24 protein-coding genes and 2 pseudogenes are annotated in these 26,410 nt (G+C 63.6%); 13 read left to right on the forward strand and 13 right to left on the reverse strand.

Annotation, left to right across the window (positions count from 1 at the left end):
- Positions 1-31: 31 nt before the first annotated feature.
- From DAT37_RS25870 to DAT37_RS46480, 7 genes and pseudogenes are all read left to right on the forward strand, one after another.
- Positions 32-1,270, forward strand: a complete 1,239-nt coding sequence (locus DAT37_RS25870; protein WP_109527479.1) for an acyl-CoA dehydrogenase family protein — start codon at positions 32-34, stop codon at positions 1,268-1,270.
- Positions 1,271-1,365: 95 nt separating this feature from the next.
- Positions 1,366-2,586, forward strand: coding sequence for a cytochrome P450 (locus DAT37_RS25875; protein ID WP_109527480.1), 1,221 nt, complete (start codon positions 1,366-1,368; stop codon positions 2,584-2,586).
- 23 nt (positions 2,587-2,609) lie between these two features.
- Complete coding sequence (locus DAT37_RS25880; RefSeq protein WP_408637438.1) at positions 2,610-3,611, forward strand: SDR family NAD(P)-dependent oxidoreductase; 1,002 nt, start codon at positions 2,610-2,612, stop codon at positions 3,609-3,611.
- Between the two features lie 488 nt (positions 3,612-4,099).
- Positions 4,100-5,308: an ABC transporter substrate-binding protein gene (locus DAT37_RS25885; RefSeq protein ID WP_109527481.1), complete on the forward strand. Its 1,209-nt coding sequence runs from the start codon at positions 4,100-4,102 to the stop codon at positions 5,306-5,308.
- 1 nt (position 5,309) lies between these two features.
- Complete coding sequence (locus tag DAT37_RS25890; protein WP_109527482.1) at positions 5,310-8,033, forward strand: ABC transporter permease subunit; 2,724 nt, start codon at positions 5,310-5,312, stop codon at positions 8,031-8,033.
- A complete protein-coding gene (locus DAT37_RS25895) occupies positions 8,026-8,730 on the forward strand; it encodes an ABC transporter ATP-binding protein (protein WP_109527509.1) in 705 nt (234 codons plus the stop codon). Before DAT37_RS25890 ends, DAT37_RS25895 begins: the two co-directional genes overlap by 8 nt.
- 158 nt (positions 8,731-8,888) lie before the next feature.
- Positions 8,889-9,063, forward strand: a pseudogene (locus DAT37_RS46480) (MMPL family transporter); the annotation flags it as partial.
- 443 nt (positions 9,064-9,506) lie between these two features.
- On the opposite strand, the gene DAT37_RS25905 reads toward DAT37_RS46480, so the two are convergent.
- The 8 genes from DAT37_RS25905 to DAT37_RS25940 form a co-directional block, all read right to left on the reverse strand.
- Positions 9,507-9,929 carry a MaoC/PaaZ C-terminal domain-containing protein gene (locus DAT37_RS25905; protein ID WP_109527483.1) on the reverse strand — a complete coding sequence of 141 codons (423 nt, stop codon included), beginning with the start codon at positions 9,927-9,929 and terminating at the stop codon, positions 9,507-9,509.
- Between the two features lies 1 nt (position 9,930).
- Positions 9,931-10,458, reverse strand: coding sequence for an FAS1-like dehydratase domain-containing protein (locus tag DAT37_RS25910; protein ID WP_198654429.1), 528 nt, complete (start codon positions 10,456-10,458; stop codon positions 9,931-9,933).
- Positions 10,443-11,273, reverse strand: a complete 831-nt coding sequence (locus DAT37_RS25915; protein ID WP_109527485.1) for an enoyl-CoA hydratase/isomerase family protein — start codon at positions 11,271-11,273, stop codon at positions 10,443-10,445. The genes DAT37_RS25910 and DAT37_RS25915 overlap by 16 nt, the downstream gene beginning before the upstream one ends.
- Before the next feature lie 36 nt (positions 11,274-11,309).
- The gene (locus DAT37_RS25920) at positions 11,310-12,500 is read right to left on the reverse strand and encodes an acyl-CoA dehydrogenase family protein (RefSeq protein ID WP_198654430.1); all 1,191 of its coding nucleotides are present in this window, start codon (positions 12,498-12,500) and stop codon (positions 11,310-11,312) included.
- 4 nt (positions 12,501-12,504) lie between these two features.
- Positions 12,505-13,557, reverse strand: coding sequence for an acyl-CoA dehydrogenase family protein (locus DAT37_RS25925; protein WP_157978699.1), 1,053 nt, complete (start codon positions 13,555-13,557; stop codon positions 12,505-12,507).
- A gap of 144 nt (positions 13,558-13,701) precedes the next feature.
- Positions 13,702-14,367, reverse strand: coding sequence for a TetR/AcrR family transcriptional regulator (locus DAT37_RS25930; RefSeq protein ID WP_332873356.1), 666 nt, complete (start codon positions 14,365-14,367; stop codon positions 13,702-13,704).
- 85 nt (positions 14,368-14,452) lie between these two features.
- Positions 14,453-15,226, reverse strand: a complete 774-nt coding sequence (locus tag DAT37_RS25935; RefSeq protein WP_109527489.1) for an SDR family NAD(P)-dependent oxidoreductase — start codon at positions 15,224-15,226, stop codon at positions 14,453-14,455.
- A 19-nt stretch (positions 15,227-15,245) separates the two neighbouring features.
- A complete protein-coding gene (locus tag DAT37_RS25940; RefSeq protein ID WP_109527490.1) occupies positions 15,246-16,706 on the reverse strand; it encodes an aldehyde dehydrogenase family protein in 1,461 nt (486 codons plus the stop codon).
- A gap of 102 nt (positions 16,707-16,808) precedes the next feature.
- On the opposite strand from DAT37_RS25940, the gene DAT37_RS25945 reads away from it, so the two are divergent.
- Positions 16,809-18,041 (forward strand): CaiB/BaiF CoA transferase family protein, encoded by a 1,233-nt coding sequence (locus DAT37_RS25945; RefSeq protein WP_232839996.1) that lies wholly within the window; start codon positions 16,809-16,811, stop codon positions 18,039-18,041.
- A 296-nt stretch (positions 18,042-18,337) separates the two neighbouring features.
- A complete protein-coding gene (locus DAT37_RS25950) occupies positions 18,338-18,838 on the forward strand; it encodes a nuclear transport factor 2 family protein (RefSeq protein ID WP_157978700.1) in 501 nt (166 codons plus the stop codon).
- Between the two features lie 12 nt (positions 18,839-18,850).
- Here the strand turns inward: DAT37_RS25950 and DAT37_RS25955 are convergent, their stop codons facing one another.
- A complete protein-coding gene (locus DAT37_RS25955; protein ID WP_109527493.1) occupies positions 18,851-19,573 on the reverse strand; it encodes an SDR family oxidoreductase in 723 nt (240 codons plus the stop codon).
- 360 nt (positions 19,574-19,933) lie between these two features.
- Here DAT37_RS25955 and DAT37_RS25960 point away from each other — a divergent pair, with 360 nt between their 5' ends.
- On the forward strand, positions 19,934-21,184 hold the full coding sequence (locus DAT37_RS25960; protein WP_109527494.1) for a cytochrome P450: 1,251 nt from the start codon (positions 19,934-19,936) through the stop codon (positions 21,182-21,184).
- Between the two features lie 162 nt (positions 21,185-21,346).
- On the opposite strand, the gene DAT37_RS25965 is transcribed toward DAT37_RS25960, so the two are convergent.
- The 3 genes from DAT37_RS25965 to DAT37_RS25975 all read right to left on the reverse strand — a co-directional run bounded on the left by DAT37_RS25965 (position 21,347) and on the right by DAT37_RS25975 (position 23,844).
- Positions 21,347-21,910: a 3-phenylpropionate/cinnamic acid dioxygenase subunit beta gene (locus tag DAT37_RS25965; protein WP_109527495.1), complete on the reverse strand. Its 564-nt coding sequence runs from the start codon at positions 21,908-21,910 to the stop codon at positions 21,347-21,349.
- Positions 21,911-21,913: 3 nt separating this feature from the next.
- On the reverse strand, positions 21,914-23,203 hold the full coding sequence (locus DAT37_RS25970) for an aromatic ring-hydroxylating dioxygenase subunit alpha (RefSeq protein WP_109527496.1): 1,290 nt from the start codon (positions 23,201-23,203) through the stop codon (positions 21,914-21,916).
- A 98-nt stretch (positions 23,204-23,301) separates the two neighbouring features.
- On the reverse strand, positions 23,302-23,844 hold the full coding sequence (locus DAT37_RS25975) for a hypothetical protein (protein WP_109527497.1): 543 nt from the start codon (positions 23,842-23,844) through the stop codon (positions 23,302-23,304).
- Between the two features lie 148 nt (positions 23,845-23,992).
- Between DAT37_RS25975 and DAT37_RS44325 the strand changes: the two genes are divergently transcribed.
- Both DAT37_RS44325 and DAT37_RS25980 read left to right on the forward strand, forming a co-directional pair.
- Positions 23,993-24,172, forward strand: coding sequence for a hypothetical protein (locus DAT37_RS44325; protein WP_157978701.1), 180 nt, complete (start codon positions 23,993-23,995; stop codon positions 24,170-24,172).
- A gap of 565 nt (positions 24,173-24,737) precedes the next feature.
- Positions 24,738-24,840: pseudogene (locus DAT37_RS25980) on the forward strand (transposase); the annotation flags it as partial.
- A gap of 87 nt (positions 24,841-24,927) precedes the next feature.
- Here the strand turns inward: DAT37_RS25980 and DAT37_RS25985 are convergent.
- Positions 24,928-25,560: an NAD(P)-dependent oxidoreductase gene (locus DAT37_RS25985; RefSeq protein ID WP_157978702.1), complete on the reverse strand. Its 633-nt coding sequence runs from the start codon at positions 25,558-25,560 to the stop codon at positions 24,928-24,930.
- A gap of 145 nt (positions 25,561-25,705) precedes the next feature.
- On the opposite strand from DAT37_RS25985, the gene DAT37_RS25990 reads away from it, so the two are divergent.
- On the forward strand, positions 25,706-26,185 hold the full coding sequence (locus tag DAT37_RS25990) for a MarR family winged helix-turn-helix transcriptional regulator (RefSeq protein ID WP_198654432.1): 480 nt from the start codon (positions 25,706-25,708) through the stop codon (positions 26,183-26,185).
- Positions 26,186-26,410 lie beyond the last annotated feature (225 nt).

Raw genomic sequence — 26,410 nt, forward strand, 5'->3', positions numbered from 1 at the left:
TGCTAAAATTAATTGATGATATAATTCTTGGATGTCGCAGCAAGAAATGTTGGGTGTCGAAAGTGTTGAGGCGTTTCGCGATCGGGCCGCGGTCTGGCTGGACGCGCATGCCCCGCGACGGTCGCCCGAGGGCTGGGCCGTGGCCCAGCAGGAAGTCACCCGCGAACGCGAACGCGATCTGGTCATCGCGGCCAAGCTTTTCCAGTCCGAGCTGTTCGCGGCGGGGCTGACCGGGCTGCGTTGGCCACGGCCCTACGGTGGCCACGAGCTGACCGTCTCGCACGAGATCGCGCTGGCGGAGGCTGCCGCGCCGTTCGATCTGCCCACGGGGTTCGTCTTCAGTATCACTTTCGGAATGTGCGGGCCGACAGTGTTGGCTCACGGCACCGAGCCGCAGAAGCGTCGATACATCGAACCGATGCTGCGCGGTGCGGAGATCTGGTGTCAACTCTTCTCCGAACCAGGCGCGGGCTCCGATCTCGCCGCGATCGGATCGAGTGCGGTGCTCGACGGTGACCATTGGGTCGTCAACGGACAGAAAGTGTGGAGTTCGGGGGCGCATTACAGCGACTTCGGGTTGCTTCTCGCCCGCACCGCGCCCGAACTGCCGAAGCATCGTGGCCTGACGATGTTCATCGTCGACATGCGCGCACCGGGTGTGACGGTCAGACCGCTGCGTCAGATGAACGGCGCCGAGCACTTCAACGAGGTCTTCTTCGATGATCTGCGTATTCCGGCGGGCAATGTGGTGGGGCAGGTCAACGAAGGTTGGCGGACCGCGATCACGACGCTGATGAACGAACGGGTTGCTCTCGGTGGAGGGGGCGACTCCGAACGGAAGGCGGGTCTGGCGAACCTCTTCGAACTTGCCCGGGCCGCGGGCAGATACCACGATCCGGTCGTGCGTGACCGGCTGGCCAGGGTGTACATCGAGCATACGATTGTCGGGCTGATCGGCCAGCGCGTCCGTGACGCTGTCCTGCGTGGAGCCGCGCCGGGGCCGGAGGGGTCGGTGGGTAAATTGGCCACGGCGCGCTCGGACAAGGCACTCGCCGCACTCGCGGCCGAGATGAGTGGTGCTCGCACCGCGGCGTGGAAGCAAGACGATGATCGGGGCGGGGCGGCGTGGGCCGACATGCTGTTGAGCGTGCCGGCGCGATCTATCGCCGGGGGCACCGACGAGGTGCAGAAGAACATCATCGGCGATCGGGTGCTCGGACTGCCTCGGGAGCCCGAGTCCGATCGGGACGCCCCTTTCCGTGACCGCTGAAACACGTACGTGTGCGGTTCCGCAGTAATTGGATGACCGTTATATTATCCTGTCCTGAGGACCCGACAGGGTGTTACGAGTGAGGAGTGGGTCGGATGCCGAGTGCGGTGACCAATGGCAACATCGAGTTCGATCCGTTGTCGGAGGAATTCTTCGACGATCCGTATCCGGTGTACCGCGAACTTCGCGACCATTCGCCGGTGTACTTCAACGAGCGCTATGGCTTCTACGCGCTGTCCCGCTACGAGGATGTCTTGAGGGGGCATCGCGACGCGGCTGTGCTGAGTAGCGCGCACGGCGTGCGCCTGTGGGATCTACTCAATCCCGACTTCGTGAACCGGTCGAGCATCATCGGTATGGACGAGCCGGAACACACACGTCAGCGGAAGCTGGTGAGCCGGGTGTTCACGCCCCGCGCGGTGGCCGAGCTGGAGCCGATGATCCGGGAGATCATCGGCGGCTACTTGGACGAGCTCACCGATCGGGGCTCGTTCGACATCGTCGCCGACTTCTCCGCGCCGTTTCCGATCCAGGTGATCTCCGGGATGCTCGGGGTTCCGCACTCCGACCGGGAGCAGCTGAGGCACTGGTTCGACCTGGTGGTGCATCGGGAACCCGGCGAGCACACCCCTTCGCCGGAGGGCGTCGCCGCATACCTTTCGCTGCACGAGTATTTCCACGAACTCGCCCAGTACAAACGGCGCCATCCCGCTGAGGACATGATGACGCGCTTGGTCGAGGTCACTGTCGACCGCGATGATGCGGAAGGTGGCTCCACCCGGCTCACCGATCAGGAGATCTCCTCGTTCGGGGTGCTTCTCGGCGGGGCGGGCAGTGAGACCGTCACCAAGGCCATCGGCAACGGTGCGGTGTTGTTCCACCGCAATCCCGCCGAATGGCAGAAAGTCATCGACGATCCTTACGTGATCCCCCAGGCGGTCGAGGAAGTCATCCGCTACTGGGCGCCCGCGCAGTACGTGGGCCGCTACACCACTCGGGAGGCGGAGTACGCCGGCGAGGTCATCCCGGCCGGTGTTCCCGTTCTGCTACTCACCGGATCCGCCTGCCGCGACGAGCGCGTGTTCCCGAACGCTGACCAGTTCGACGTCACGCGCCAACATCCGGTCTCGGTGCAGTTCGGGCACGGCATCCATGCTTGCCTCGGTGCGGCGCTCGCCCGGTTGGAGAGCCGAATCGCGTTCGAGGAGATCGCCCGCCGCTGGCCGAACCACACGGTCGACGAGGCCGGATGCAAGCGGGTGACCGCCGCCAACGTCAGTGGCTACTCCCACGTTCCCGTGAATGTAACGGGCTGACCCGATCATATAAGGAGACGGCAATGGGAATGCTGAGCGGCAAGGTGGCGATAGTCACCGGTGCGGGGCGCGGTATCGGACGCGGCGAGGCGTTGGCGCTGGCCGGCCACGGCGCGGCGGTTGTAGTCAATGACGTCGGTGCGGCAGGGGACGGTGGCGGCACCGATCAGCGTCCGGCCCAGCAAGTCGTGGACGAGATCGTCGCGGCGGGTGGACGGGCGGTGGCCAACTACGACAGCATCGCGGACTTCGACCGAGCAGGCGACCTGATTCGTCAGGCCATCGATGAGTTCGGCCGACTGGACATCCTGGTCAACAACGCGGGCATCCTTCGGGACCGGATGGTCTACAACTTGTCTCCTGAGGATGTCGAAGCGGTGATCGGGGTCCACCTCTACGGACACCTCTGGACGACTCGACATGCGTGCGCCTACTGGCGTGGCGAACACAAGGCGGGCCGGCCGGTAGTGGGCCGCATCGTCAACACCTCGTCATCCTCTGGGGCTTTCGGTATGGTCGGACAGACCAGCTACGCTGCGGCCAAAGCGGGTATCGCGGCCATGACTCAAGTGACCTCCATGGAAATGGCGCGCTACGGAGTGAGCGTGAACGCAGTGTGCCCAACGGCTCGGACCAGGCTCACCGAGGCGGGCGGGCGGCTGGGCGACCAGGAAGCGCCGGACGGGTGGCATCTCAAACATCCCGACAACATCGGGCCCTTCGTGGCGTACCTGTGCAGTGACGCGGCGGCCGACATCACCGGACAGGTGTTCGGAGTGTTCGGCGGCGTTGTGCAGCGTTACGAGGGCTGGACTCCCGCCGAGGTCATCCAACGGGCCGAGCCGGGGCAATGGCAGATCGAGGAGTTGCAGGCGCGTGGCCAAGAGTTGTTCGCGGCTTGTTCGCCCGGGTTCACGTCCAGGATGGGGGAGATCGCAGACCTGATCGACAGTGCCCAAGCGGCTTTGGACGCCCATGGATCGCCGCGGGCAGAATTCGGTGCGTCCGCCGGGGCTGAAGTCTGACACGTTCAGCGCGATCCACAGGGGCGACGTCGTACGGCGCGATACAGGCCGTCGTACGGCGTGATACAGGCCCTGTTCGGCTGGGCGTGCCGACGGCCTTCCGGCCATCGTGGTGTTGAAGATGTTGTCCGAGTATAAGTTTCGGGCGTCGGAGATCGAGTCGTAGATGCGACCGTCAGTGACCAAGTGAGGCCTGAGTACCGGAGAACTTGTGGCCGCGGGGATCAACCGCGTGCCATGGGGATCTGACCGTTGCTCAGCGGACGGTGTCGGGCCCTTGCTGCTCTGGGACACGAGGTGAGTCGGCCGCCGAAATGGGACCGCGCCGAAGGAGCCCGTCGAGTCGAAGATCGATCGCGCGGTGACTTGCCCGACCGGGTATCGCGAAGAAACCGGACAGCTCGAGTATGTTGCTGCACACCAATTAATAAGTCGAATAGTATGTTTCATGCTCGCTCGAGCTGGCACGGTGAGGCGCAGGTTATCGAATGGGGACTCTCTCTCGGGTAGGCCGATGGCTACGCGGCCGCTACGGATCCGTCGCCGTCGTGACTGGAGCCGCCGTACTGCTGACGGCGTGCGGAAACGGTATGGGACAGAACGCGGACGATATCGTCATCGGATTGGTCGCGAGCGAGACGGGTGCGCTCGCCGCCACCGCCAAGGGCCTGCCGGAGCTGGCCCAGGGGTGGGCGTCCTGGGTCAACCAAACGCAGGGCGGGATCAATGGCCGCCACGTCAAGGTGATCGTGGCCGACGACGGCTCCTCGGCCGCGACCGGCATCTCCCGTGTACGCCGACTCGTCAACAAGGACAGGGTGATCGCGCTGGTCGGCAATTTCTCCTCGGTCAGTGATGGAGCCGAGCCGATTCTCGCGCAACGCAAGATCCCGAGTATGACGGCGATTCCCAACACGCCCAAGTGGACACAAAGCCCGGTTTTCATTCCACTGAGCCGGACACCCCCGAACTCGGTAATCGCCAAAGCAATGACCGCCGAGGCGAGTGGAGCCAAGAAGTGGGCCGGCCTCATCTGCGCGGAATCGCCCGCCTGTGACGTGACGAATGTCTGGTCGACCGTGTCACCGAAACTGGGCCTGGACTACTTCGGCTCGATCAAGGTGGCAGCAGGAGCACCCAGCTATGCCGCTCAGTGTCTGGCCTTCAAACAGGCAGGCGTCGACTACGTGCAACTGGGTCTGCCGATGATGGTGACGACGCGGGTCATACGAGACTGTCAGCAGCAGGGCTATCAGCCGAAATACGGTATCGACACCCTCGCCTGGGACCCGGCTCTGCTCAGCATTCCCGGACTGCAGGTCTTCGGCGACAGTTACACGTTGCCCTGGTTCGCGGATCATCCCGCCCTGGACGAGTACAAGAAACTGGAGAACACCTACGTGTCCCAGGAGAGTTGGCGCAGATTCACCTCGATCGCCTCGTTCGCCGCGCTAGAGGTTTTCCGGAAGGCGATGACCCAGGCCGACGCCGAGCCGACCGCAGCTGGTGTGCTCGCCGCGATGGCGGCGCTGCACGATGAGAACCTCGGTGGTCTGCTCCCGAACACCTTGGGGGGCTTCAATGCGGGCAAGGGGCCGCAGCCTGCACTCAACTGTTATTTCGCGGCAGGTATCGATGACGGCGAGTACGTCATACCCGATGACATTCGCCCTCTCTGTGTGGATGTGACGGTCTGAGATGAGCGAATATCTCCCCTACATTGTCTTGGGACTGACCAGCGGCTCGATTTACGGCATGGCTGCTCTCGGCCTGGTTCTCACCTACAAGACATCGGGATTGTTCAACTTCGCCCATGGCGCGTTGGCGGCAACCGGTGCGTACTTCTTCTACTGGCTCTATGGCACAAACCACTGGCCGTGGTGGCTCGCCGTCCTGGTCGTGGTCGGCGTGCTCGGCCCGGTTCTCGGTTTGGGAATGGAACTGCTCGCCCGTCGGCTTGCCACGGCAGGCACCGTCTTCAAAGTCGTGGGCACTATCGGCATCATCCTGGTTGTTCAGGGGCTGGCCACCATCAAGTATCCGGCCGGTTCGGTCACCGTGCCGCAGTTCCTACCCACCGGGACGTTCGAGGTTCTGGGCGCGGCAGTGAGCTGGGCGCAGGTGATCACCGTGGCAGTCGGCGTGGCCGCCGCGATCGTGCTGTATCTGTTCATGCGTCGCACGACTGTCGGCAAGGCGATGCGGAGCGTCGTCGACGACGCCGAGTTGCTCGCGCTGACCGGTCGCGACCCCGCGACCGTGCGCCGGATCGCCTGGGTGATCGGAACGATGCTCGCACTGCTGGCAGGTGTGCTGATCGCGCCGAATATAAGCCTCGACGCGGTGGTTCTGACCTACCTGATCGTGCAGGCTTTCGGGGCGGCCGCGATCGGCGCGTTCGCCAGCCTGCCGGTGGCCTACCTCGGCGGCTGTGTGATAGGCGTCGCCGCCGCGCTGGTCACCAAATGGGCATCGTTCGACGCGATCCTGGCAGGGTTCCCCTCGGCTCTACCCTTCTATGTCTTGTTCGCCGTCCTGTTGATTCTGCCGCGGCGCAAATTGGTTTCGGCAGTGGAACGTGCGCAACTGCCTGCGACGTGGCGGGCACCGGCAGGCGTGCGAATCGTGGCTTCGCTCGCCGTGTTGACGCTGCTGATCTTCTTGCCCTGGATCGTCGGATACGACATCACCAGCTATACCAACGGCCTGATCCAGGTCATGCTGCTGCTGTCGCTGGGTCTGCTCGTCCGCACGTCCGGCCAGGTTTCGCTGGCGCATATGGCGTTCGCCGCGGTCGGCGCCGTCACCTTCTCGCAACTCGCCGTCGACCACGGCTGGCCATGGCTGCTGGCGCTGCTCGCGGCAGGGTTGGTAGCGGTGCCGGTGGGCGCTCTGCTCGCCATACCGGCCAGCAGGTTGTCCGGGCTGTTCTTGGCCCTGGCCACTTTCGGCTTCGGCATCGCCGTGGAATACATGATGTACCCGCTGGGGTGGATGTTCACCACGAGTCCTCTCGGCCGACTGATGCCGTATCCGCCGTTCGCCGAAGACGACCGCTCCTATTACTACGTGGTTCTCGGCATCGTTGTCCTGACCGCAGTCATCGTCGTGGCACTCACCGAGTCCCGACTCGGCCGTCTGCTGCGCGGTATGTCCGACTCCCCGGTCGCGATAGCCACGATGGGTCTGGATCTGCGCGTGGCCAGGGTATTGGTGTTCTGTATTTCGGCGTTCTTCGCCGCAATCGCCGGAGCTCTGCTCGGCGTGCTGTTGACGACCGCGACTGCCGAATCCTATCCATCCTTCCAATCCTTGGTATTGCTGGCAGTCTTGGCGCTGGCGCCGTTCGGGGCGCCGTGGTATGCGTTTATCGCCGCGGCAGGAGTCGCGATCGTCCCCATCTACTTCACATCCGCCGACGCCACCAACTGGTTGAATGTGGCCTTCGGAGGTTTCGCCGTCTTGGTGGCTGCGCAGGGTGGTGCGCCCGGCACGCCACCGGCGGTGCAGCGGTTCTTCGAGCGTTTCGCATTCCGCCGGGCGGCGGACACCGCCGTGCGGGTAGCGGTCCGCGCCGAGTCGATGACTCCGGACAGGGTGCGCCCGGCAGTCGCGGGAGAACCCGCGCTGGAGATATCCGGGCTAACGGTGCGCCACGGTGGACTGGTCGCTATCGACAACCTCACCCTGCGTGCCCGAATGGGGCAGATCACCGGCCTGATCGGGCCGAACGGCGCGGGTAAGACGACCACCTTCAACGCCTGTACCGGTCTGGTTCGTCCCGCTTCGGGGCGAATTCGTTTGCGCGGCCGTGACGTCACCAAACGCGGTCAGGCCGTCAGGGGACGGCTCGGGCTGGGACGGACATTCCAGAACATCGAGCTGGGCGACTCGCTGACAGTCCAGCAGAATGTCGGCTTGGGCCGTGAAGCGGCGATCGGTGGAGCGAACCCGCTATGGCAGCTCCTGAGCCGACCGGCGGATCGCGCGCAGATCGCGATGGCGACGAGCCGGGCCATGGAACTCTGTGGCCTCGGGCACCTGGCCGACCGGCCTGCCGGGGAGCTGTCCACTGGGGATCGCAGACTTGTCGAATTGGCTCGATGCCTGGCCGGGCGGTTCGACGTGTTGCTGCTCGATGAGCCGTCCTCGGGCCTGGACAGGGTGGAACGGGCTCGGTTCGCCCGACTGCTACGTCAGGTCAACGAGGTGCGGGGCGATGCGATTCTGCTTGTCGAGCACGACATGTCGCTGGTGATGGAACTATGCGACTACATCTACGTCCTCGACTTCGGTGAGCTGATTTTCGAGGGCACACCGGAACAGGTGCGCGACAGTCCCGTGGTGCGGGCGGCATACCTCGGCACCGACGCCGTCCCGGCGCGGCCGCAGGCGTTGGTTGTGGAGGCAGAACATGGGTGAGGACGTCGCGGCTCTGGAATTGACCGATGTCACAAGCGGTTACGGGAGCACTACTGTGCTGCGCGACGTCTCACTGCGGGTGCCCACGGGATCGGTGGTCGCACTGTTGGGCGCGAACGGGGCGGGAAAGACAACACTGTTGCGCACGGCCGTCGGACTGAACCCTGTCTCGCACGGGCGGGTCGAGGTGTTCGGAACAGACATCACACCGGAAAGCCCGCCCCGTCGGGCTCGGCGGGGGGTATGCCTGATTCCCGAGGGCAGGGCGGTCTTCAAATCGATGTCGGTTTGGGAGAATCTCGCGCTCCAGGTCCGGCGCGGCGATGCGACACAAGCCGTCGAGAAGGCGACCGAGGCATTCCCGGTTCTGGGTCGGCGGCTGGGACAGACAGCAGGCAGCCTCAGTGGTGGCGAGCAACAGATGCTCGCCCTTGCCCGGGCCTACACGACCGATCCGCGCATAGTGCTCGTGGACGAACCTTCGCTTGGACTGGCGCCTCAGGTAGTGGAGACCGTTTTCGGTTTCCTGGAGCGGCTGGCCGCTCGGGGCGCCGCGCTATTGGTCGTCGACCAGTTCATCGGCCAGGTGCTCGATCTGGCCGACCACGCCTATGTCTTGGCTCATGGCGAACTCACCTTTGCCGGGACGCCCGCACAATTGCGATCTGGAGATGTGTTCGAGAAGTACCTCGGTTGAAGCCCACCGCCGCTCGCGGGCTCCGGGCGACCTGGTGACCGCGGGTGACCTCACGCCAGGAACTGTTGATCACTGTCGAATGGCCGCAGTGGGATCGACGCCGCCGGGATCGCTATCGGCACCGCTGATTGTGCTTGCTGAATTCAGCAAGCACAATCACCGCAGGGGCGTCGGTTGTGTTCGCAGGCGGCACTGTGATCATCGCACCTGCGGCGCTATGCGCTGTGGGTATTCCATTTCTCGAGCACCGTGGGGCCGGCGGCCGCAAGCGCGGTTCTCGTCGCAGTGCTGGTCGCACTCACCCTCGCTCCGGCGATGTTCGGCTTTGCCGGTGGCTGGATGCAACCGCGCTCCGTGACATCCGCGGGCGGCACTGGATCCCTTGTTCCGGCAAACCGGACGATGTCACTGCCGTCGCCCCCGCGCAGTTCACCGCGGACGAACCGGCTTCGTTGACCACGTTGTCCCGAAGAGTGAGCCGCAGATGTAGACCCAAGTCGCGGTGGCCATTGCCTGTGTCGGCCGTCTCGCTGCCCTTGTTCCAGGATCGACAGACTCACACGCAGCTGATCACCGAGACGCTCTGCATCCTCCGAAACGACACGGCCGCCGCAACCTGTCGCAATCGAGCGCATTGCGGGGGCCGCGCGACCCTAGGGTTCGAACACGGGCAGGGGAGCTTTCTCCGCAGGCGGTGGTCAGCATGAGCCATGCGCCTCTCGAACGCGACGGCGTGCGGAGACCCACGCTGACCAGATCCGCCGATCGCCGGGGTGCTAGGGGTCTACGCGGGCTTCCGCGGAGCCGGAGAAGACCGTCTCGCCATGGTCGTTGAGAGTGACGACGGTGAGCGTTGCCACATGCTCGTCGCCATTGCCGTGGATCGATTCGACGACTAGGCGAGTCGTGAGAGTATCGCCCGGCCATACCTGACCACTGAACCGCCCACCGAACTTGCGCAGCCGACCGTCGCCGACGTAGTCCGTGACAGCGCGGCCTGTCATGGCCATCGTCAGCATGCCGTGGCCGAATACCGACGGGAATCCGGCTACCTGATTCGCGTATACCTCGTCGGTATGCAGCGGATTCAGGTCGCCGGACGCGCCGGCGTACATCACCAATTGAGTTCTGGTCAGTCCGTCGACTACGACCTGCTCGACGGTGTCGCCGACAGTGAGTTTGCTGGCTTGTAGCACCATCTCAGCCGTCCGTCCCTGATCGTTCGATGCTGACGCCGACACGACGGACGGTGATCACCAGGTTACCGTTCTGATCGTGGTATTCGATGACCGCTTCGGAGAAATTCATGTGACCGCCGCGGCGCCCGTCCTTCTGCCAGTTCCTGCCCGGACGCTCGGTCGCGGTCAGCACATCGCCGGGACGAATGTGACGGTGATACTCGTAATGTTGTTCGGCATGCAGACGCACCTCTTTGCCCGCGGTGTCGTCATCGGCTCGTGCCGTCCCGCTGGGGGTGCGGCCCGAACCGAGCCATGGTCGGCCGGGGACCGGACGCAGCGGCCAGTCGGGGTCGAAATGCGCTGCGGCCATGGTGAAAGTTGGCGGCGCGATGACATGGCCGAGGTCGCTGTCACGGGCATACTCGGCGTCGGAATAGATTGGATTGGGATCGCCGATCGCCCGGGCGAACTGCAGGATGTGACCCGCCTCCACGGGAAAGTTCCAGCCGCCGGATGTCGCTTCCGTTTCATTCATCGCAACCTCCATGGAATGCGTCGGCCCGCCGCGAACGCGCGCAGGCCCTCTTCGCGCGCTTCGGGCTCGTTGCCCAGGGCGATCATCGATGACCCCATGTCCAGGGCCTGAGCGCGGGTCAGCTCCTGGGCCATCCACAGCGACCGGACTGTCGCCTGTACAGGCAGACGAGGTTGCGAGGCAATGGTCGTCGCGAGCCAATTCGCGCGTTCGGTCAATTTCTCGGCCGGTACGACTTCGGAGACCAGGCCGATGGTGTGCGCGCGCTGAGCGGAAAGCCGTTCGTGACTGCCGAGCAGTGCCATTCGGCTGATCTCGCCGTAGGGCATTCGGTACGCCATCTGTACGGATTCGTACGCGGCGGTGAGACCGAAGGTGACATGTGGATCGAAGAAGGTCGCGTTTTCGGCGGCGATCACGACATCGGATTCGGCGATCAGGAAGGACGCACTACCGCAGGCCATTCCGTTGACCGCTGTCACCACCGGGATCCACAGATCCGATGATTTCGGTCCGATCCGATGGTCGTCGCCGTCCGCGTGGAAAACGGTCGACTGGAAACCGCTACGACGTTGCGGCTCGATGGCAGACCGCGCCTCGGTGGTCGCGAGTGCCTCCGAACGGTCGCGCCCGGTGGTGAAGGCCCGGTCGCCCGCTCCGGTCAGCACAACGCATCCGACGGTGTCACTCGCGCGCAACCCCGCCCACACTGCGGTGAGTTCGCGATGCATAGCGGTATCTATGGCATTGAGCACGGCCGGCCGGTTGAGCGTGACCCAGGCAATCCCGTCACGTTCGGCATATTGGATGGTTTCGTATTCGCCCATCCCTGCTCCTTTCGGGAGATTCTGATCCGATTGCTCTCAGGCCGGCCGCATTCGGGCTCGCGGCAGTCCGAGCATGCGTTCGGCCAGCAAGTTGTGGAAGACCTCGATCGAGCCGCCGTATATGGCCGTGCCCTGCGCGAAGCGGTGCAAGAACTCGATCTCGCCGTCGCATACCGCGCCGTCCGCGTCGGCGGACAAAGTACCGGCGGGCCCGACCAGATCGACCAGATCGGCCGCACCGCGGATCAGCGACTCAGCCGTCACGATCTTGCTCATCGGCCCGCCGGTGAGGAATGAGATCTCGGCATCGAGCGCGACTCGCGCCAGCCTTTCGCGCACCAGTGGGTCATCGATCACCGGGGTGCCGTCCGGATGCCGCGCGGTGGCCGACCACCGTAGTCCGGCGTCGGTCAGCCGGTGCACAAGTCCCTGCCAGGTACCGAGATTGCCGTCATCGCCGATACCCCGGTCCTCGATCTTGCCCATTCGGTGCTCGGCGTCCAGAGCGCCGGCCACCACTTGCCAGCCTTGTCCGGCCGGGCCGACCCGGTAGTGATCGGAGACCCGCACATCGTCGAAGTAGACGGTATTGGTTCGTTCACCGCCGAGGGTGATGATCGGCGTGATCTCGACACCGGGTAGGTCGAGGGGCACCAGGAACATGGTGAGCCCCTTGTTCTTCGGAGCGTCCGGATCGCTGCGGGTGAGAAGCCACACGTAGTCGGCGTTCTGCGCTCCGGTGGTGAACATCTTCTGTCCACGGATCAACCAGTGGTCGTCCTCGCGGATCGATCGGGTGTTCGCGGCGGCCATATCCGATCCCGAGCCGGGTTCGGTGTAGCCCAAGCACATCAGCGCGGCGCCGCGGGCGACCGCGGGCAGGACTTCCTGCTTCAGCTCATCACTCGCGTGCGCGCGAAGTCCGAGTGCCACGGTGGTGGTGATCAGTCGGGAGATCGATACCGACATCGCACCTCGCCACGCGAGCTCCAGTGCCAAGATGCGTGCCCGTAGTGGGTCGAGCCCGGCACCCCCCTCGTCGACGGGCCACATCGGCAGGATCCAGCCGCGTGCCGCCAGAGCCGCGTGGAACAGCGGGTGGTGCCCGTTACCGGTGCGCCGCTCTTCCTGTAGTACTTCGTCTGTGAGGTGCTTGTCGAGGAATCGCACCACCTCTTCCCGGAACGCCTCAGTTTCGGGGTCCAGGGTGATCGCTCGGAAGTCCATCAGTTCACCGCCCACCTTCATCGATCAAAATCGCGGCAAGAGACTGGAGTTCGCGACGAGGATCGCCTGCGATCGTGGCCCATCCCTTCGCTCGCCGGAAGAACAGTTGGATGTCGCTCTCCATCGTGAAACCGATGCCGCCGTGCACATGCAAGCCGACCCGCACCGCCTGGGTGGCGACCTCGGTCGCGTGCACCCATCCCATCGACACCAGTCGAGCCGCCTCGGCCGGTTCGTTGTCGGCGAACCAGGCGGCTTTTCTCACCAACCTGCGGGCCGATTCGATTCCCGCGAGTACGTCGACCAGGGGGTGCGACACCGCTTGGAAACTGCCGATGGGAACGCCGAATGCGACACGGTTCTTCGCGTGGTCCACGGCCCGACTCAGTACCGCGTCGGCCAGTCCGACCAGCGCGGCCGCCGTGAGCAGTTTCCACTCGCTGCGCGCGCGACCGAAATGCGCACGGGCGTCGGCACCCTCGGCGAGCGCCAAGCGTGTGGTGTGCTCACCGTCGGTGGCCCACCACGCCAATGGCGCGCACGCTTGGTTGGCCACCGGGGGTGGCGGGTCGGGCTCGGCGAGCAGGACCAGTGTCGACGCGTCCAGAGCGAGCACCGCGTCGCATACCGCACCGGCCGGGACCAACTGGCGTTGTCCAGCAGGCGTGTCGTGCAGGGCGACAGTGATGACGTGTCGACCGGCCAGCAGGGCGTCCAGCCACGGTCGGCTCTGCTCATCGACCGTGGAAGCCAGGAGGCGGCCGGCGACCGTTGTCTCGATGAACGGAACGGGAGCCAGCGCGCGGCCGTATTCCTCCGCCACCAGGACCAGGTCCAGTAGGTCTGCGCCGTCACCGCCGAGCTTGTCCGGGACACCCATCGAAGTCGCGCCGAGTTCGACCAAGCGCTCCCATAACTGAGCATCGAATCCCAACGGTTCCGCGGCGCGGACCCGTGTGGTCGAGCATTCCTTCGTAAAAAACGACGCGAAGGTATCGCGCAGGGCCTCCTGCTCGTCGTTGAGGGAGAAGTCCTCATTGCGGATCACCCCGGCCATCTGCACCGTCCTTCACCTGCGGTCCATTATCAATTATACGATAATTTAATTATGAAAACCAGCAAAAGTCAATGCCGGTGCTGAGGCAGCACTCGGCCTTGTGCTAGCACCGTTTACCGGAAGGGTGTCGGGAGCGAGTCGCTCTCAGCTGGCGGCCGGCTCCGCACGCACGGCCGATGTTGTCGGGGCGAAAACCCCTTCGGTGAGAAGCTTCTCGATGGTGCGGATGGCCGATCGATGTCGTTCACCGGGCACCTCGACGGTGAGCATCGTCACGCCGAAACTGATGATGCCGAACATGTCCGCCACATCGCGGGCGTCGACTCCTGGACTGAGTTCACCGGCTTCGGCTCCCTGCTCGATGATACTTCGATAGAACTCGTAATAGCTGTTGGTCGAGTGGCTGAGTGCGCGCCGCAACTCCGGATAGCGCGGGCCGTCCACTCGAACGCTGACAGAGAATTTGGCGAGGTCGGGCATCTCGTCGGTGACCACGATCGTCTCCTCGAGAATGGCGATGAGCTTTCCCTGGAGAGTGTCCGCGCGATTGGCGGCTCGTTCGAACCGCTCGAGCAGTTGGCCGGTGACTTCGGCAATTACAGCACTGACCAGTGCTTTCTTCGATTTGAAGTAGTAATAGACCGCGCCGCTGGTCAGCCCGCCATCTTCAGCGATCGCGTTCAGCGTCGCCTTGGCGTAGCCGTGCTCCCCGATCTGTTTCATGGTGATCGAGATGATTCGACGACGTGTAGCATCCCCTACGGATCCGGTCGGCCGGCCTGGGCGTTTACCTGGTGGCACCGTCTGCACTCCCGATCTGCCGACACAGCATTCGAACAGTGTCGGCCGAATGTATTCAGCGGTCAGTTATTAGATTGCATCCTACTTCTTGTTCTCAGCCTGGCATAACGACGCCGGCGTCGACAACGAGCACCTGCCCCGTAACCAGCGCCGAGTCCTCGCTGGCGAAGAACACCGCGGTTCCGGTGAGATCCTCGGGAGTCAGGGTTCGCTTCATCGCGCTCATCGCGGTGATCGCGGCGATACGATCCTCGGGGACTTGCTTTTTGGTCGCGTCCGACACCGTGACACCGGGTGCGATGCAATTGACCCGGATATTCCACCGGCCGAGTTCGCCTGCTGACATCTTGGTAAGTCCCACAATGCCCCATTTGCTCCAGGCATACGCGTATGAGCTGATGCCGGAGAACTCGGCGGGAGGATTCTTCACATAGAGGTAGGCACCGGTCGAGGACACATTGATGATCGAGCCGCCGCCGCGCTCGACCAGGTGAGGGGTGGCGGCTCGGCTCATCAGCCAGGCACCGTGACAGTTGATGTCGAACACGCGCTTCAGGTAGTCGTAACTCTGATCGCCATAGTCCATGTCGTAGTAGAGGCCCGCGTTGTTGAGCAGGACATCCACCTGTCCGAAGCGCTCGACCACCTGGCGCACGCAGTCCTCGGTGGATTCCTCCGAAGCGACATCGGCCGCCACGAAGGTCACCTCGCCCAACTCCTCTAGTTCGGCAACGGCCGTTTTACCGCGTTCGGCGTCGATATCCACGATCGCCACCTTGGCGCCCTCTGCGAGGAACCGGCGCGCATAGGTCTTCCCGATGCCCTGCCCCGCGCCGGTGATGATGGCGACTTTGCCTTCTAATCGCATGCTGTTTGCTCGCTTCGGATCAGGATCGGTAGGTGATCGATTTGATTTCGGTGTATTCGTCCAGGCCCTCTGCGCCGTACTCGCGACCGATGCCCGATCGTTTGTAGCCGCCCCAGGGAACCTCCACCGCACTGCCGCCATTGACCCGGACCGCGCCGGTGCGTATGCGCCGCGCCAGCGAGAACGCACGCCCCGAATCCGCGGACCAGACCGCGCCGGACAGGCCGTACCTGGAATCGTTGGCCAGCGCGATGGCTTCGTCGTCGGTATCGAAGCCGATGACCACCCCGACCGGACCGAAGATCTCATCCTGAGCGATGGTGTCGCTGTTCTGGACGTCGGTGAGCAGAGTAGGCGAGTAGAAGTACCCTTTGGCCAGATGGGCTGGTCGGTTACCGCCGGTGACTACGGTGGCACCGGCACCGATGGCCGCGTCTACCATGCTGGTGACCCGGGCGCGTTGCTCATCGCGTATCAACGGGCCCATCTGGGTTGCCGGGTCCGCAGGATCTCCGACGACGATGCCGTCCAGGACCGTCTTCGCCACCTCGATGAACCGGGGGAGGATCGAACGGTGTACGAGGAGTCGAGAGCACAACCCGCAGCCTTGTCCGGCCTGCACGATCAAACCTGTCGCCGCTTGGGTGGCGACCTGCTCGACATCCACGTCGTCGCAGGCGATCAACGCCGACTTGCCACCCAACTCCAACTGCACGCGCTTGATGGTCGGCGCAGCCTGCGCCATGACAACGGCACCGATCTGCTCGGAGCCGGTGAAGGAGACCATGTCTACCCGGGGGTCGGAGGTCAGCGCCCTGCCGACTTCGGGGCCCCCGGTGACGATATTGAGCACACCTGGAGGTATTCCAGCTTCGGTGGCGACATCACCGAGGAACAATGCCTGCAAAGGGGTGTACGGCGAAGGTTTGAGCAGAAGCGTGTTGCCCATCAGCAGCGCGGGCACGATCTTGGCGAGATTTATCAAGAAGGGGTAGTTGAAGGCAGTGATGGCGCTGACCACCCCAACCGGCTCGCGGACGAGAACTGCGGAGCCGAGGATGCCGCGACCACCGGGACCGGCGCTGACCAGGGGGGATAGCGGAGTGATCGCCTCACGCCGACGCGCCTCGTCCATGGCGAACCGGAAATGGTCCATGGCGATGCCGATGTGGGCGAGCCGGGCCAGGGCCCGGGTCGCCCCGCATTCGGCCACGATGAGATCTTCGAGTTGGTCTTGGCGCGTGATCAACAGATCGTGGAATCGCTCGAGCACGTCGCATCGCTCGTGCTGCGTCAGATCGGGCCAGGGACCGCTGTCGAACGCTGCGCGGGCTGCCGCGATCGCCGCTTCGGCCTCGCGGCTCCCGCCGAGCGGGACAGTGCCGATGATCTCCTCGGTTGCCGGATTCACCACCTCGGTGACATCGCCCTGTGTGACCAGCCAGTCACCGTTAATGTAGAGGCCCTTGTACTGGTGCACTGCCTCTTGCTCCGTTCATAGTGGACTAATCGACATAATCAATTATACAGTCAAATAGTATACCGGCTCAGACGCCGGACGTCGGCAAACCGAGGAGATGACATGTCCCACCGCCCAATGGAGGGTGTTCGCGTGCTCGAGGTCTCGCAGTTCACCTTCGCGCCGGTAGCCGGCGCAGTGCTTGCGGACTGGGGAGCCGATGTCATCAAGGTTGAACACGCCGAGACCGGCGACGCGCAACGCGGGCTGCGAACAGGGTGGAACGGTCAGTCGGTCGGCTCGTTCCATCCGATCATGGAACATTCCAACCGTGGCAAGCGCAGTATCGGCCTGGATCTCGGCACGGCGGGTGGGCGTGAGGTTCTCGATGAGCTTGCCAGGTCCTGCGACGTGTTCATCACGAATTTCCTGCCGGACTCTCGCGCGCGACTGAATATCGATGTGGATGCGCTTCGCCAGGTCAATCCGCAGATCATTTACGTACGTGCCAGCGCTTTCGGTGATAACGGACCCGAGGCGTCTCGAGGTGGGTTCGACTCGAATGTGTACTGGGCGAGAATGGGCAGCAGCGCGGGGTTGACGCCGGCCGACAGCCCGCGGCCGATGTCGATGCCTGGGCCGGCGTACGGCGACACGATCGGCGGTACGACGATTGCCGGTGGGATCGCGGCGGCGCTGTTCTCCCGCGCGCAGACCGGTGAGCCTTCGGAATTGGACGTATCGCTACTCAGCGTCGGAGCGTGGGCAATGGGCCTGGCCGTGGATATCTCGTTGCTGACCGGGAACTCCCGGCCGATCGCGCCGCTGAGTGACGGTCCGGCCACCGCGCCGACGAATCCGCTGGCCGGTGACTATCGCACATCGGACGGGCGCTGGATCAACATCAGTTTCCTCCAACCGGGACGCTACTGGCGGGATTTCTGCAAACACATCGGCCGGGCCGATCTCGCCGATGACCCTCGCTTCGATTCGGCCGAGGGGCTGATGGCAAACGCAGCAGCAGCGGCCGACATCCTGAGGGGTGAACTGGTGTCCCGATCGTTCGCGGAATGGATCGAGGCGTTCGGCACACTGGAAGGGCAGTGGGCGCCGGTCCAGAACAGTGTGGAGGTCGGTCTGGATGAACAGCTTCGCGCCAACGGGTACATCGTGACCGTCGATGACGCCGAAGGGCATCCGCGCCAGCTGGTCGCCAATCCGGTTCAGTTCGACCGCACGCCGCCGGCGTTGCGCCGGGCGCCGCAGTTCGCCGAGCACACCGATGAGCTGTTGCGCGAACTCGGGTACTGCGAGGAGAAGATCATCGAGTTGAAGATCGAGGGGGCGGCGACCTGATCGTCCAGTGTGACGGTAAGCCCGAATGAGGGTCGATCGGCCAGAGGAAAGAACATGCGCAGGTGCAACGGCAGTACTGCCCGGTCCGGGCGGCAATTGATCCCAACGCGGACTCGGAGCCACAGCGGATCAGGGATTCGCGAAAGCGCTGTCGGCGCCGCCGTTGTGAGAGTCGCCGTGTGGTCGGTGGCCGACGGGCGTGGGGTCCGTCGGCCACCGACCTCGAACGAGCTGTTCGGCACGCGCGATGTGCGCCGGTCTTCGATCTGGGAACCGACCGAGGAGGGGAGCGCTCGGTGACCTCCCCCGACGGGCTCGACGAATCTGTACTGTCGGCTGTGGCGAACGGTGAGATCGCGTGGTCATTCTTCGCCGCGTTGCGTGCGGGGCGATTCGACGAAGCTCTGGACCTGCTCGACGACGACGGCACCCACTGGGGCAGCTCCCACCCCTACCGCGAGCATCCGATGATCGGTTTCAAGGCGAAACTGAGGCTGGTGGAGCAAGGGGTGCACACGACGCCGATGGGCTTCGTGCTCGTCGATCTCCTGACTCAGGGCGACAAGGTTGTGGTCGAACTGCGCAACGACGGGAAACTGCCCGATGGCCGGTCCTACGACATGGTCTACTGCTTCGTGCTGCGCATTGTCGGCGGACGCATCGTGAGTATCCGGGAGTATGCCGACACCGCGTACAACCGCGACCTCAGGCCCGAGTTGTATTCCCGGGCCTCTCCGGTCTACCGCGCGCTAAACGAACAGGGAGTGACCGTCTCCACTTACGACCACCTCGAATAGCGTCCGAGGGGATCACCGCGGGACAATCGTGGCCGTGCTGATCCGTGCGGGGCTGGTCAGTACGTGCGCGACCATGGCGGCATGCTCCGACGGATCGAGCTGGCGGCCGTTCATCTGCCCCTTTTCCAGCCAGGCGGCGCCGAAGCGGGCACCTTCCGGCTGTCGGCCGCGTACCGAACTCGTGGTGGGCCCGATCGCGATGGTGCTGAACGCCACGTCGGGCTGTTCGTGCTGCCAGCACTGCACCATCCGTTCCAGCGCGACTTTGCTGCAGATGTAGGGGCCGATGCCGATCCACGGCGGCGAGTACGACGCGGAATCCGACGAGAGGTAGATGGCATTGCCTGTATTGGCTGTCAGATACGGCAGCGCGGCCTGGGTCACCAAGGCAGCGCCGATGACATTGGTGTCGAAGACGGCGTGCCAGTCCTCGACCGAGGCGTCGGCCATCTCGCCGAACTGGATCGCGCCGACGGCGTAGACGACGGCATCGAGTCCGCCCAAACCGTGTACCGCTCGGCTGACCACCGCGGCGCAGTCGTCGGCGTCACGCACGTCGCAGCCGATGGCAATCGTCGTTTCGGGAAACTCCCGGACGGACTCGACGAGTGCTTCGGTGTTCCGTCCGGCCAGGGCGACCCGCGCCCCGGCCCGCGCCAGATATTCTGCGATGGCCTGCCCGATGCCACGGGATGCCCCGACCACCAGAACCCTCCGGTCGTCGATCTTCGTCATATGGACCTCGCTATACAGTTAATTAGTCAGTTGGCAGATTATCTTGAAGCGAGACTATCCGAGGATGGGATGCTTTGCGTCTGTTGTGGATCGAGGAGGAGGGCGGTGCTCATCTCCGTGTTCGAGCTGGTTCGTCCGGTGGTCGTCGAGCGGTGGTTCTGTCATTGTCGGTAGTATATAATTGGCGTGCCAATATGTGACGTGTCTCTCGCGTAGGGATCGAGCACGTGGCAGCAGGTGTGTCAGTTCTTCGAACTGCCCCGGTGAATCTCCGGCCAGGAGTTGCGGAATGGCCGAGCTCAGCGTCCACGCGGTGCCGCTCGTCGCCGGTCCACACGGAAAAAGGGAAAATAAGAGACGATGAAGACTCAATCGACTGCGGCCGATCTCGCTGCGGAGGCGCGGTTGAACGACCCCGCGTTCTTCCTGGGGGACCCGTATCCGACATATCAGAGGCTGCGACGGGAGGCGCCGGTCTTCTGGTGTGAAGCCGGGCAGTTCTGGGCGTTGTCCAAGCACGAGGACATCGCATGGGTCGAACTGCGGCCCAACCCCCCCTTCACAACTACCCAGGGCCTGCACATTCCGGAAGCGGCCAGGACGGACCGTATCGGAGAGCGGGACCCGGGCGGGGCGCAGCAGACCGGCGTGTCGTTCATGAGTGATCCGCCGACCCACACCGCCTTTCGCCGTCTTCTCGGCACAGCCTTCACACCGAAGCTGATGATCGACCTGGAACCGAGGGTGCGTTCGATCGTCAACAAGCTGCTCGACCAGCTTCCGGCGGGAGAACCGGTCGACTTCGTCGACGCGGTATCGGTCCCGCTGGCGGTCCAAGTGATCGGAGAGTTCCTTGGGGTCGCGGAAGAGGAATGGGACAACCTGGGTCGTTGGACCGACTCCTTCATGGGCTTCATCGGGGGCGGGCTCGCCGAAGGTGAGGAAACCGCCAATGCGGCCAAGGACATGCAGGAGATGTATGCCTTCTTCATCCAGAGCCTGGCGGATCGCAAGCAGAATCCTCGTGACGACCTGATGTCCAAGGTGACAAAGTTGGAGATGGAGGGCGAACCCCTGTCCGAAGCCAGCCAATTGGGCATTTGCTTCTCGGTGCTGGCCGCGGGTAACGAGACGACTCGCAATACCCTCTCCGGCTCTATGGTGGCCTTCGCCGAGCACCCCGGCCAATGGGCCAAGTTGGTCGAGAATCCGGCACTGGCGCAAGGCGCGACCGAAGAACTCTTGCGGTGGGTCAGCCCCGTCACACACTTCGGACGGCGGGCCACCGAGCCGGTTGTCATCCGGGGACAGGAGATCGCGGAGGGCGACTTCGTCGCGATGCTCTACGGAGCAGCGAATCGTGACGAGGATGTGTGGGAAAACGCGAACGAATTCGACATCACCCGCAAAGATGCGCACAAGCACCTATCGTTCGGCTGGGGTCTGCATCGCTGCATCGGGCTCGCGCTGGGGCGTGCCGAGATCCGAATCACTCTCGAGGGCCTGGCCGAACGCTTCTCGAGCTGGGAAATCCCTGTCGCGCCCACGCGCAACCCTTCTGTGCTCGTCAACGACTACAAGAGCGTTCCGGTCGTTTTGAGGCGGCGCTGACCGCGGACCCGAACGCATCGATGGTTGGCTGTGCTGCCCTGCCGCCACCCAGCGGGGAGTACCGCACGATACACGAACCGGCCGCCGCTGAAATTCAGCGGCGGCCGGTTCGTGTATACGATGCCACGGTCTCGTAGGCGTCGTCGGAGACAGTCTGGTCATTCAGAGAAAGAATGCGAGATTGGGAACTCCGAGGGTCGACTGAACCAGATAGATGTCCCGTCGGGCCAGGCGCCAACCCTGGAGCGTGCGGCGCACGAGATCGTCGCGTTCGGCCGAGACGATGTCGAGAGTGGCGACGTCGGCGTGGCTGCGGACGGCGAGCACGTAACTGAGGACGCGGTACTCGGCCTCTCGGCTTCGATAGACGCGAACGTTCGACACATGCCGCTGTACCCGGGACGGCGGGTCGACCGCCCAGGCGTTGGGGGATTCGGTCGCGCGTTTGACACGTCGAACGAGTGAGCTGTATGTGTCGTCGAAATGAGCCATGCCGGTCGAGAAGCCGGGGCCCTCGGCGCGGTTGCGAGTCACCCTGACCGGCGCTCGGTACACCAGGTCCTCGGCGAGGGTGCGCAACCATTCGGTGAGCCGGTCGTTGTCGAGCAGTACCGCCTCATCGTCGAGGAATTCGTGCAATTCGGCGTGGAGCGGGTCGCCCGCCCGGATTCGCTCGTCCGCAGTCATGCCCGGATGGGTGTCGAGCGAGGTGTCGGTCGCCATCATGTTTCACACTTTCCCGGTCAGATAATCGAAGTAGCGTTGCCACCAGTACCACTGGCCGTCGTCCTTGGTGAAACCCTCCGAAACGATGCCGCCCCCCGGCCAGTCCGCCGGTTTGCTTTCGCCTTGTAGCGCCTGGTATTTGAGGGTCTGCTCAGCGGCGTAAACGCCGCGCGCGCCGCGGGTCATGGCCGGCCAGCATTCGCCGTCGTCCTGTTCGATCTGGCCGCTGGTTCCCACCGTCTGCACGGTGGTGCGCCGGATCTTCTCCTTGAACTCCGGCGGCGCATCACGCTCGACCAAGGACCAATGCCAGAATTCCACCGCATCGGGACCTTTGGGAACAAAGGTGTGAAAACCCACTACCCCGGCCAGTTCTCCGTCCGAACTCAGGAATGGGAAGCGGAACAGAGCGGTGTTCGGGAAGATGCCCCCGACTACCGGTCGTGCTTCCGCGAGGACCCTTATCCGGTCCGCGTCGAGGTGTTGGCCCAGCGCCGGAACCATTTCCGGTGTCATACCGGCGGGAGGCAGAATCGCGAGCCGATCCAGTGCTGGAATGCTGGTGTCCATCGTGACCAGATACGAGCACCGCACGGCATGCCCGTGGACGAAGGAGACATCGAGCCCCTCCATGCCCGGTGCGGTGGTCGCGGTGATGGCCTCCGTGGTGCCGAGCAATCCGAGGTCGAACTGCGACCGATGCAATGAGAGCGCGTGGTAGCCGTCGCCCCCGACGAACTGTTCAGCGGCGAGTTTCCAGTTGCCACGGATGGTGAACCGTTGGGGCGGCCCGACGACTTCCAATCCCGACTCGCTGATGCCGAAGAAAAGGTCCAGGTACCAGCCCATCTCTCCGAGATGCTCGTCGAGCGGCGGTGCCTGCTTGTCCAAAGTGGCGAATATCAGCCCGGCGTGCGTGCCGACCTGTGCCTGACGCAGACCGAGTTCGCTCTTGGAGAGGATATCGCCGTGCATCTCCTGCTTGGCTACGGGTGAGCCGAGGAATTTGCCTTGTTCGTCGTAGACCCAACCGTGGTAGATGCACCGGAATTGGGTGGCGGTGCCCGCTTCGGAACGGCACACCGGCATCCCGCGATGCTGACAGACGTTCAACAATACCTGGATGTCTCCGGATCGATCGCGCACCACGATGACCGGGTCCTCCCCGATGTATCTAGTAACGAAATCGCCTGTATCGGGAACCTCGGTCACATGTCCGACAACACTCCAGGTGCGACCGAACAGTCGCTGTAGTTCCAGCCGGTACACGTCCGGGTCGACCAGTGTTCGCATCGAGACTTCGCGCCGGTCGGGATCGATGAGGCTGGAGACGGCGGTCCCATCGGGTAGACAGGGCGATGGGTCATCACGCAGCCGATCCGAGATGGGGGTCACTTCAGACTCCCCAAGAGATCATCTTTGCGAGCGGGATCGATGGGCTCTACCAAGCTCGGATGGCCGGCGTAGAGGATCTCGCCCACGAGATGGCCCTCCTCGGTCAACGGCAGTTGCAGGTTGAGCGGGCGCTGTACGAGGTACAGAGCGCCGGGGTCCACCGGCTCCGGATGATCCGCGAGCATCGCGCCGTAGTGCACGAAGGTCCACGTCGCGTCCATCGAGATGCCGGCATCGCCGAAATAGAATCGCTCGTTGTCCCAGGATCCGCCCGCGCACATTCCGGCATCCTGTATGGCCTGGTACACGGCCTTGCGCTGCTCCAGCGTGAATTCCTCGGAGGTGCCCATCGAGCCGTAGGTGCGAAACACCACATCCGACTCGAACGCCGCCATCGCTGCGTCGAGATCGCCGATGACCTCGGCCCACCAGTGTTGGAGGAAGTCTTCGAGTCCCAACCGCCATCGCGGTGCCTCGGTGTCGGCTATCAGCTTTTCCAGACGACTTCGTGTCTCGTGGAAGCTCGAGAACGTGGCCATGGCTGTTCCTCTCCGGACCAGTAGGGATCAACTAACTAGTCGAATAGTATGTGACACAGGTCGCATAGACAATAAGGAAGGGCGGCCAGGGCTGGTCAATGAACCAGTGCCCCTTGGTATCCCATGTCGCTGCCGCAGGTGTCGAGTGATGGTCAGTATCAATCCGGCGCTGGATATCGCAAGACCCTTGTCGGATGCCGGTGCGGTGGCCCACCTCTGGAGTCGTCGGTCGGACGCGCGCGATGCGTACATTGATGTAATTGGAAATATAATTATTCAGATGATTAAGGGATCGCCATGGGTCGCCTCGGTCAAGGAGCTTCCGTGACGGTCTGGACCGTATCGATCCTTCCCCGGTCGAGTGCCGAATCCGGCGGCTCGGGGCGTCTGTGGGGCAATCTCGCCACGCCCGAAAGGGGACGGGCCCTGGCCTGGCCTGGTGTGGTGGTGTTGCACGAGGCGTTCCCGGTGTTGACGCCATCATGCTGCGACAGACCGAAAGGCTCTCGCGTGCAGGATATCTCGCGCTGCTACCCGATCTGTTCGCCGATGACGGGAACAGGGATGCCTGATGCCCACCATGCGGGCGGCGTTACGCGGTTGACGCGTGGCGTCGCATCGAATAGTTCTTCGCGACCCATCTCGCCATGAAAGTGAAATGAACCAGGCCGAGTCCCGATCCTGCCGGGTGGCCGAGTATGGCTATCGACGCTCGTGGGTCGCTTGCTGGGACGAGCGCGGACCCGGCGGGCGCCTCGGCACTGTCAACGGAACGCCAAGTTTCACGTTCCGCCGACAGGCACCGATCTGCTGGTACGGAGGCGCCCGCCGCGGGTCTGCTCAACCATCCGCGTGTGGCTCCGAATACGGCGAAACGCAGCGAGCAGAGGATCAACTCCCGCAATGGATATCGGCACCGCGATTTCGACACCCGAGTCGGCACGATCGATATCGCGATTCCGAAGTTGCGGTCGGGGTAGCTACTTTCCACACTGGCGCTCGAACGCGGTGCTGTGATGGACGATGCTCGAACTGTGGCCACGATGGATGCCCACGAGTGACAGGTGTTGAGCGTGTGTCGCCTTATTTGTCGCTGATGAATGGTGCTCGGCGAAGGTAGGTGGGGTCTGCGGCTTGCGTGAGAATGAACGCGGCGGCGTTCGTGCGGGACAGACGTACGCCGCCCCTGTCGCCGACCGCGCGCACGTTGATCGTGTCGGTCTTGGGCCCATTGGTCAGCAGTGGGACACGCACCAGCGTCCATTCCAGTTCGGAATCCCGGACTATCTGTCCGATCTTCACAATGGCGTCGTAGGCAACAGGCTGAAAGGTTCGGATACCCTTCACCATTAATCCAACTTTGAAGTCTCTGCTGTCGGACGGGTCCGTCATGCTCGGCGTGCCCAGTGCGACGAGTCGGTCGACATTCTGATCGCGCATTGCCGTCACGATATTGCGGTAGCCGGTGATCAGCGGGGGGACGTCGTCGGTCTTGGTCCCCGGGCCGAGCAGGCTGAGCACCGCGTCGCTCCCGTGCACGGCTTCGTTGATGGCGGCATCGTCATCGAGTCGGCCCTCGATCGCGGTGAGGCGGTCATGGTCGGGCAGCTTCGATGGTGTGCGAGCGAAGGCGATGACCTCGTGTCCACTGGTGAGGGCGTAGTCGATCAACAGCAGTCCGGTAGGACCTGTACCTCCAAAGACGGTGATCCGCATCATTTTCCCTTTTCGAGCGCTGATTTCCGTTCGTCCAGTAGGTGGGAGGGGTCCGCTCGACGCGGAGCGTCGGTCGGCAGTTTGACCCTTCGGTGGACGAATCGTGTAGAAGCCTACATGATTCATATTCCGCTATGATTGATGTGTGGATCCTGAGGCGCACGAACGAGCTGTCGATCGCATCGGCGTCGATGAGCACGTGCGACCGGGGTTGCTCCTGGCGCTGTTAGGTCAGCTTGCGATGAATCGCTTGCGTGAGGCGCACACTGCGCAGCGATTGACGCCTCGGCAGTTCCAGCTGATGGTTTTGTTGAAGAACCAGGCGAACGCGATCCCCCAGAGTGAACTGGCCACCTCTATGAATGTGGCCGCGAGTGTTCTGGTTACGCACTTGAATCCCTTGGAGGGAGACGGGCTGATCGTGCGAACTCGTGATCCTCAGGATAGACGCCGCCATTTCGTCACTTTGACCGAACTCGGCGGAGTACGTCTCGCCGCCGCCGAAAGAGCACAGTGCGAAGCCGAAGACCGTCTTTTCATCACGCTCGAGTCCGGAGAGCGAGAACAACTGCGCGCGTTGCTCTCGCGGGTGTACACCTCCATGGATATAACCGCCGCCTGCTGATACCAGCGATCCACGTCTCGGGTGGCTGCTCACAGCTCAGGCGTGATCCATCGAATGTTGGTTGAAGTGAGTTCGACCGTCTCGTGGTCTACTTCGCGGAATTTGGGGTCGGTGTCCTTTCTTCGGTCTAAGACCGTGTCTCACATGGATGTGATTCGGTACCTGCGCGTCGAGATCGGCTGTGTTGCATGATGTTCAGTCGTGGATGCGTTGGCGGTGCGGTTG

Source organism: Nocardia aurea (assembly GCF_003123685.1).
Taxonomy (GTDB): Bacteria; Actinomycetota; Actinomycetes; order Mycobacteriales; family Mycobacteriaceae; genus Nocardia; species Nocardia aurea.

Excerpts from the sequence above, each read along its gene's own strand:
- DAT37_RS25870 (WP_109527479.1), top strand. The coding sequence starts at position 32 with ATGTCGCAGCAAGAAATGTTGGGTGTCGAAAGTGTTGAGGCGTTTCGC.
- DAT37_RS25875 (WP_109527480.1), top strand. The coding sequence starts at position 1,366 with ATGCCGAGTGCGGTGACCAATGGCAACATCGAGTTCGATCCGTTGTCG.
- DAT37_RS25880 (WP_408637438.1), top strand. The coding sequence starts at position 2,610 with ATGGGAATGCTGAGCGGCAAGGTGGCGATAGTCACCGGTGCGGGGCGC.
- DAT37_RS25885 (WP_109527481.1), top strand. The coding sequence starts at position 4,100 with ATGGGGACTCTCTCTCGGGTAGGCCGATGGCTACGCGGCCGCTACGGA.
- DAT37_RS25890 (WP_109527482.1), top strand. The coding sequence starts at position 5,310 with ATGAGCGAATATCTCCCCTACATTGTCTTGGGACTGACCAGCGGCTCG.
- DAT37_RS25895 (WP_109527509.1), top strand. The coding sequence starts at position 8,026 with ATGGGTGAGGACGTCGCGGCTCTGGAATTGACCGATGTCACAAGCGGT.
- DAT37_RS25905 (WP_109527483.1), bottom strand. The coding sequence starts at position 9,929 with ATGGTGCTACAAGCCAGCAAACTCACTGTCGGCGACACCGTCGAGCAG.
- DAT37_RS25910 (WP_198654429.1), bottom strand. The coding sequence starts at position 10,458 with ATGGAGGTTGCGATGAATGAAACGGAAGCGACATCCGGCGGCTGGAAC.
- DAT37_RS25915 (WP_109527485.1), bottom strand. The coding sequence starts at position 11,273 with ATGGGCGAATACGAAACCATCCAATATGCCGAACGTGACGGGATTGCC.
- DAT37_RS25920 (WP_198654430.1), bottom strand. The coding sequence starts at position 12,500 with ATGGACTTCCGAGCGATCACCCTGGACCCCGAAACTGAGGCGTTCCGG.
- DAT37_RS25925 (WP_157978699.1), bottom strand. The coding sequence starts at position 13,557 with ATGGCCGGGGTGATCCGCAATGAGGACTTCTCCCTCAACGACGAGCAG.
- DAT37_RS25935 (WP_109527489.1), bottom strand. The coding sequence starts at position 15,226 with ATGCGATTAGAAGGCAAAGTCGCCATCATCACCGGCGCGGGGCAGGGC.
- DAT37_RS25945 (WP_232839996.1), top strand. The coding sequence starts at position 16,809 with ATGTCCCACCGCCCAATGGAGGGTGTTCGCGTGCTCGAGGTCTCGCAG.
- DAT37_RS25955 (WP_109527493.1), bottom strand. The coding sequence starts at position 19,573 with ATGACGAAGATCGACGACCGGAGGGTTCTGGTGGTCGGGGCATCCCGT.
- DAT37_RS25960 (WP_109527494.1), top strand. The coding sequence starts at position 19,934 with ATGAAGACTCAATCGACTGCGGCCGATCTCGCTGCGGAGGCGCGGTTG.
- DAT37_RS25965 (WP_109527495.1), bottom strand. The coding sequence starts at position 21,910 with ATGATGGCGACCGACACCTCGCTCGACACCCATCCGGGCATGACTGCG.
- DAT37_RS25970 (WP_109527496.1), bottom strand. The coding sequence starts at position 23,203 with ATGCGAACACTGGTCGACCCGGACGTGTACCGGCTGGAACTACAGCGA.
- DAT37_RS25975 (WP_109527497.1), bottom strand. The coding sequence starts at position 23,844 with ATGGCCACGTTCTCGAGCTTCCACGAGACACGAAGTCGTCTGGAAAAG.
- DAT37_RS44325 (WP_157978701.1), top strand. The coding sequence starts at position 23,993 with ATGGTCAGTATCAATCCGGCGCTGGATATCGCAAGACCCTTGTCGGAT.
- DAT37_RS25985 (WP_157978702.1), bottom strand. The coding sequence starts at position 25,560 with ATGCGGATCACCGTCTTTGGAGGTACAGGTCCTACCGGACTGCTGTTG.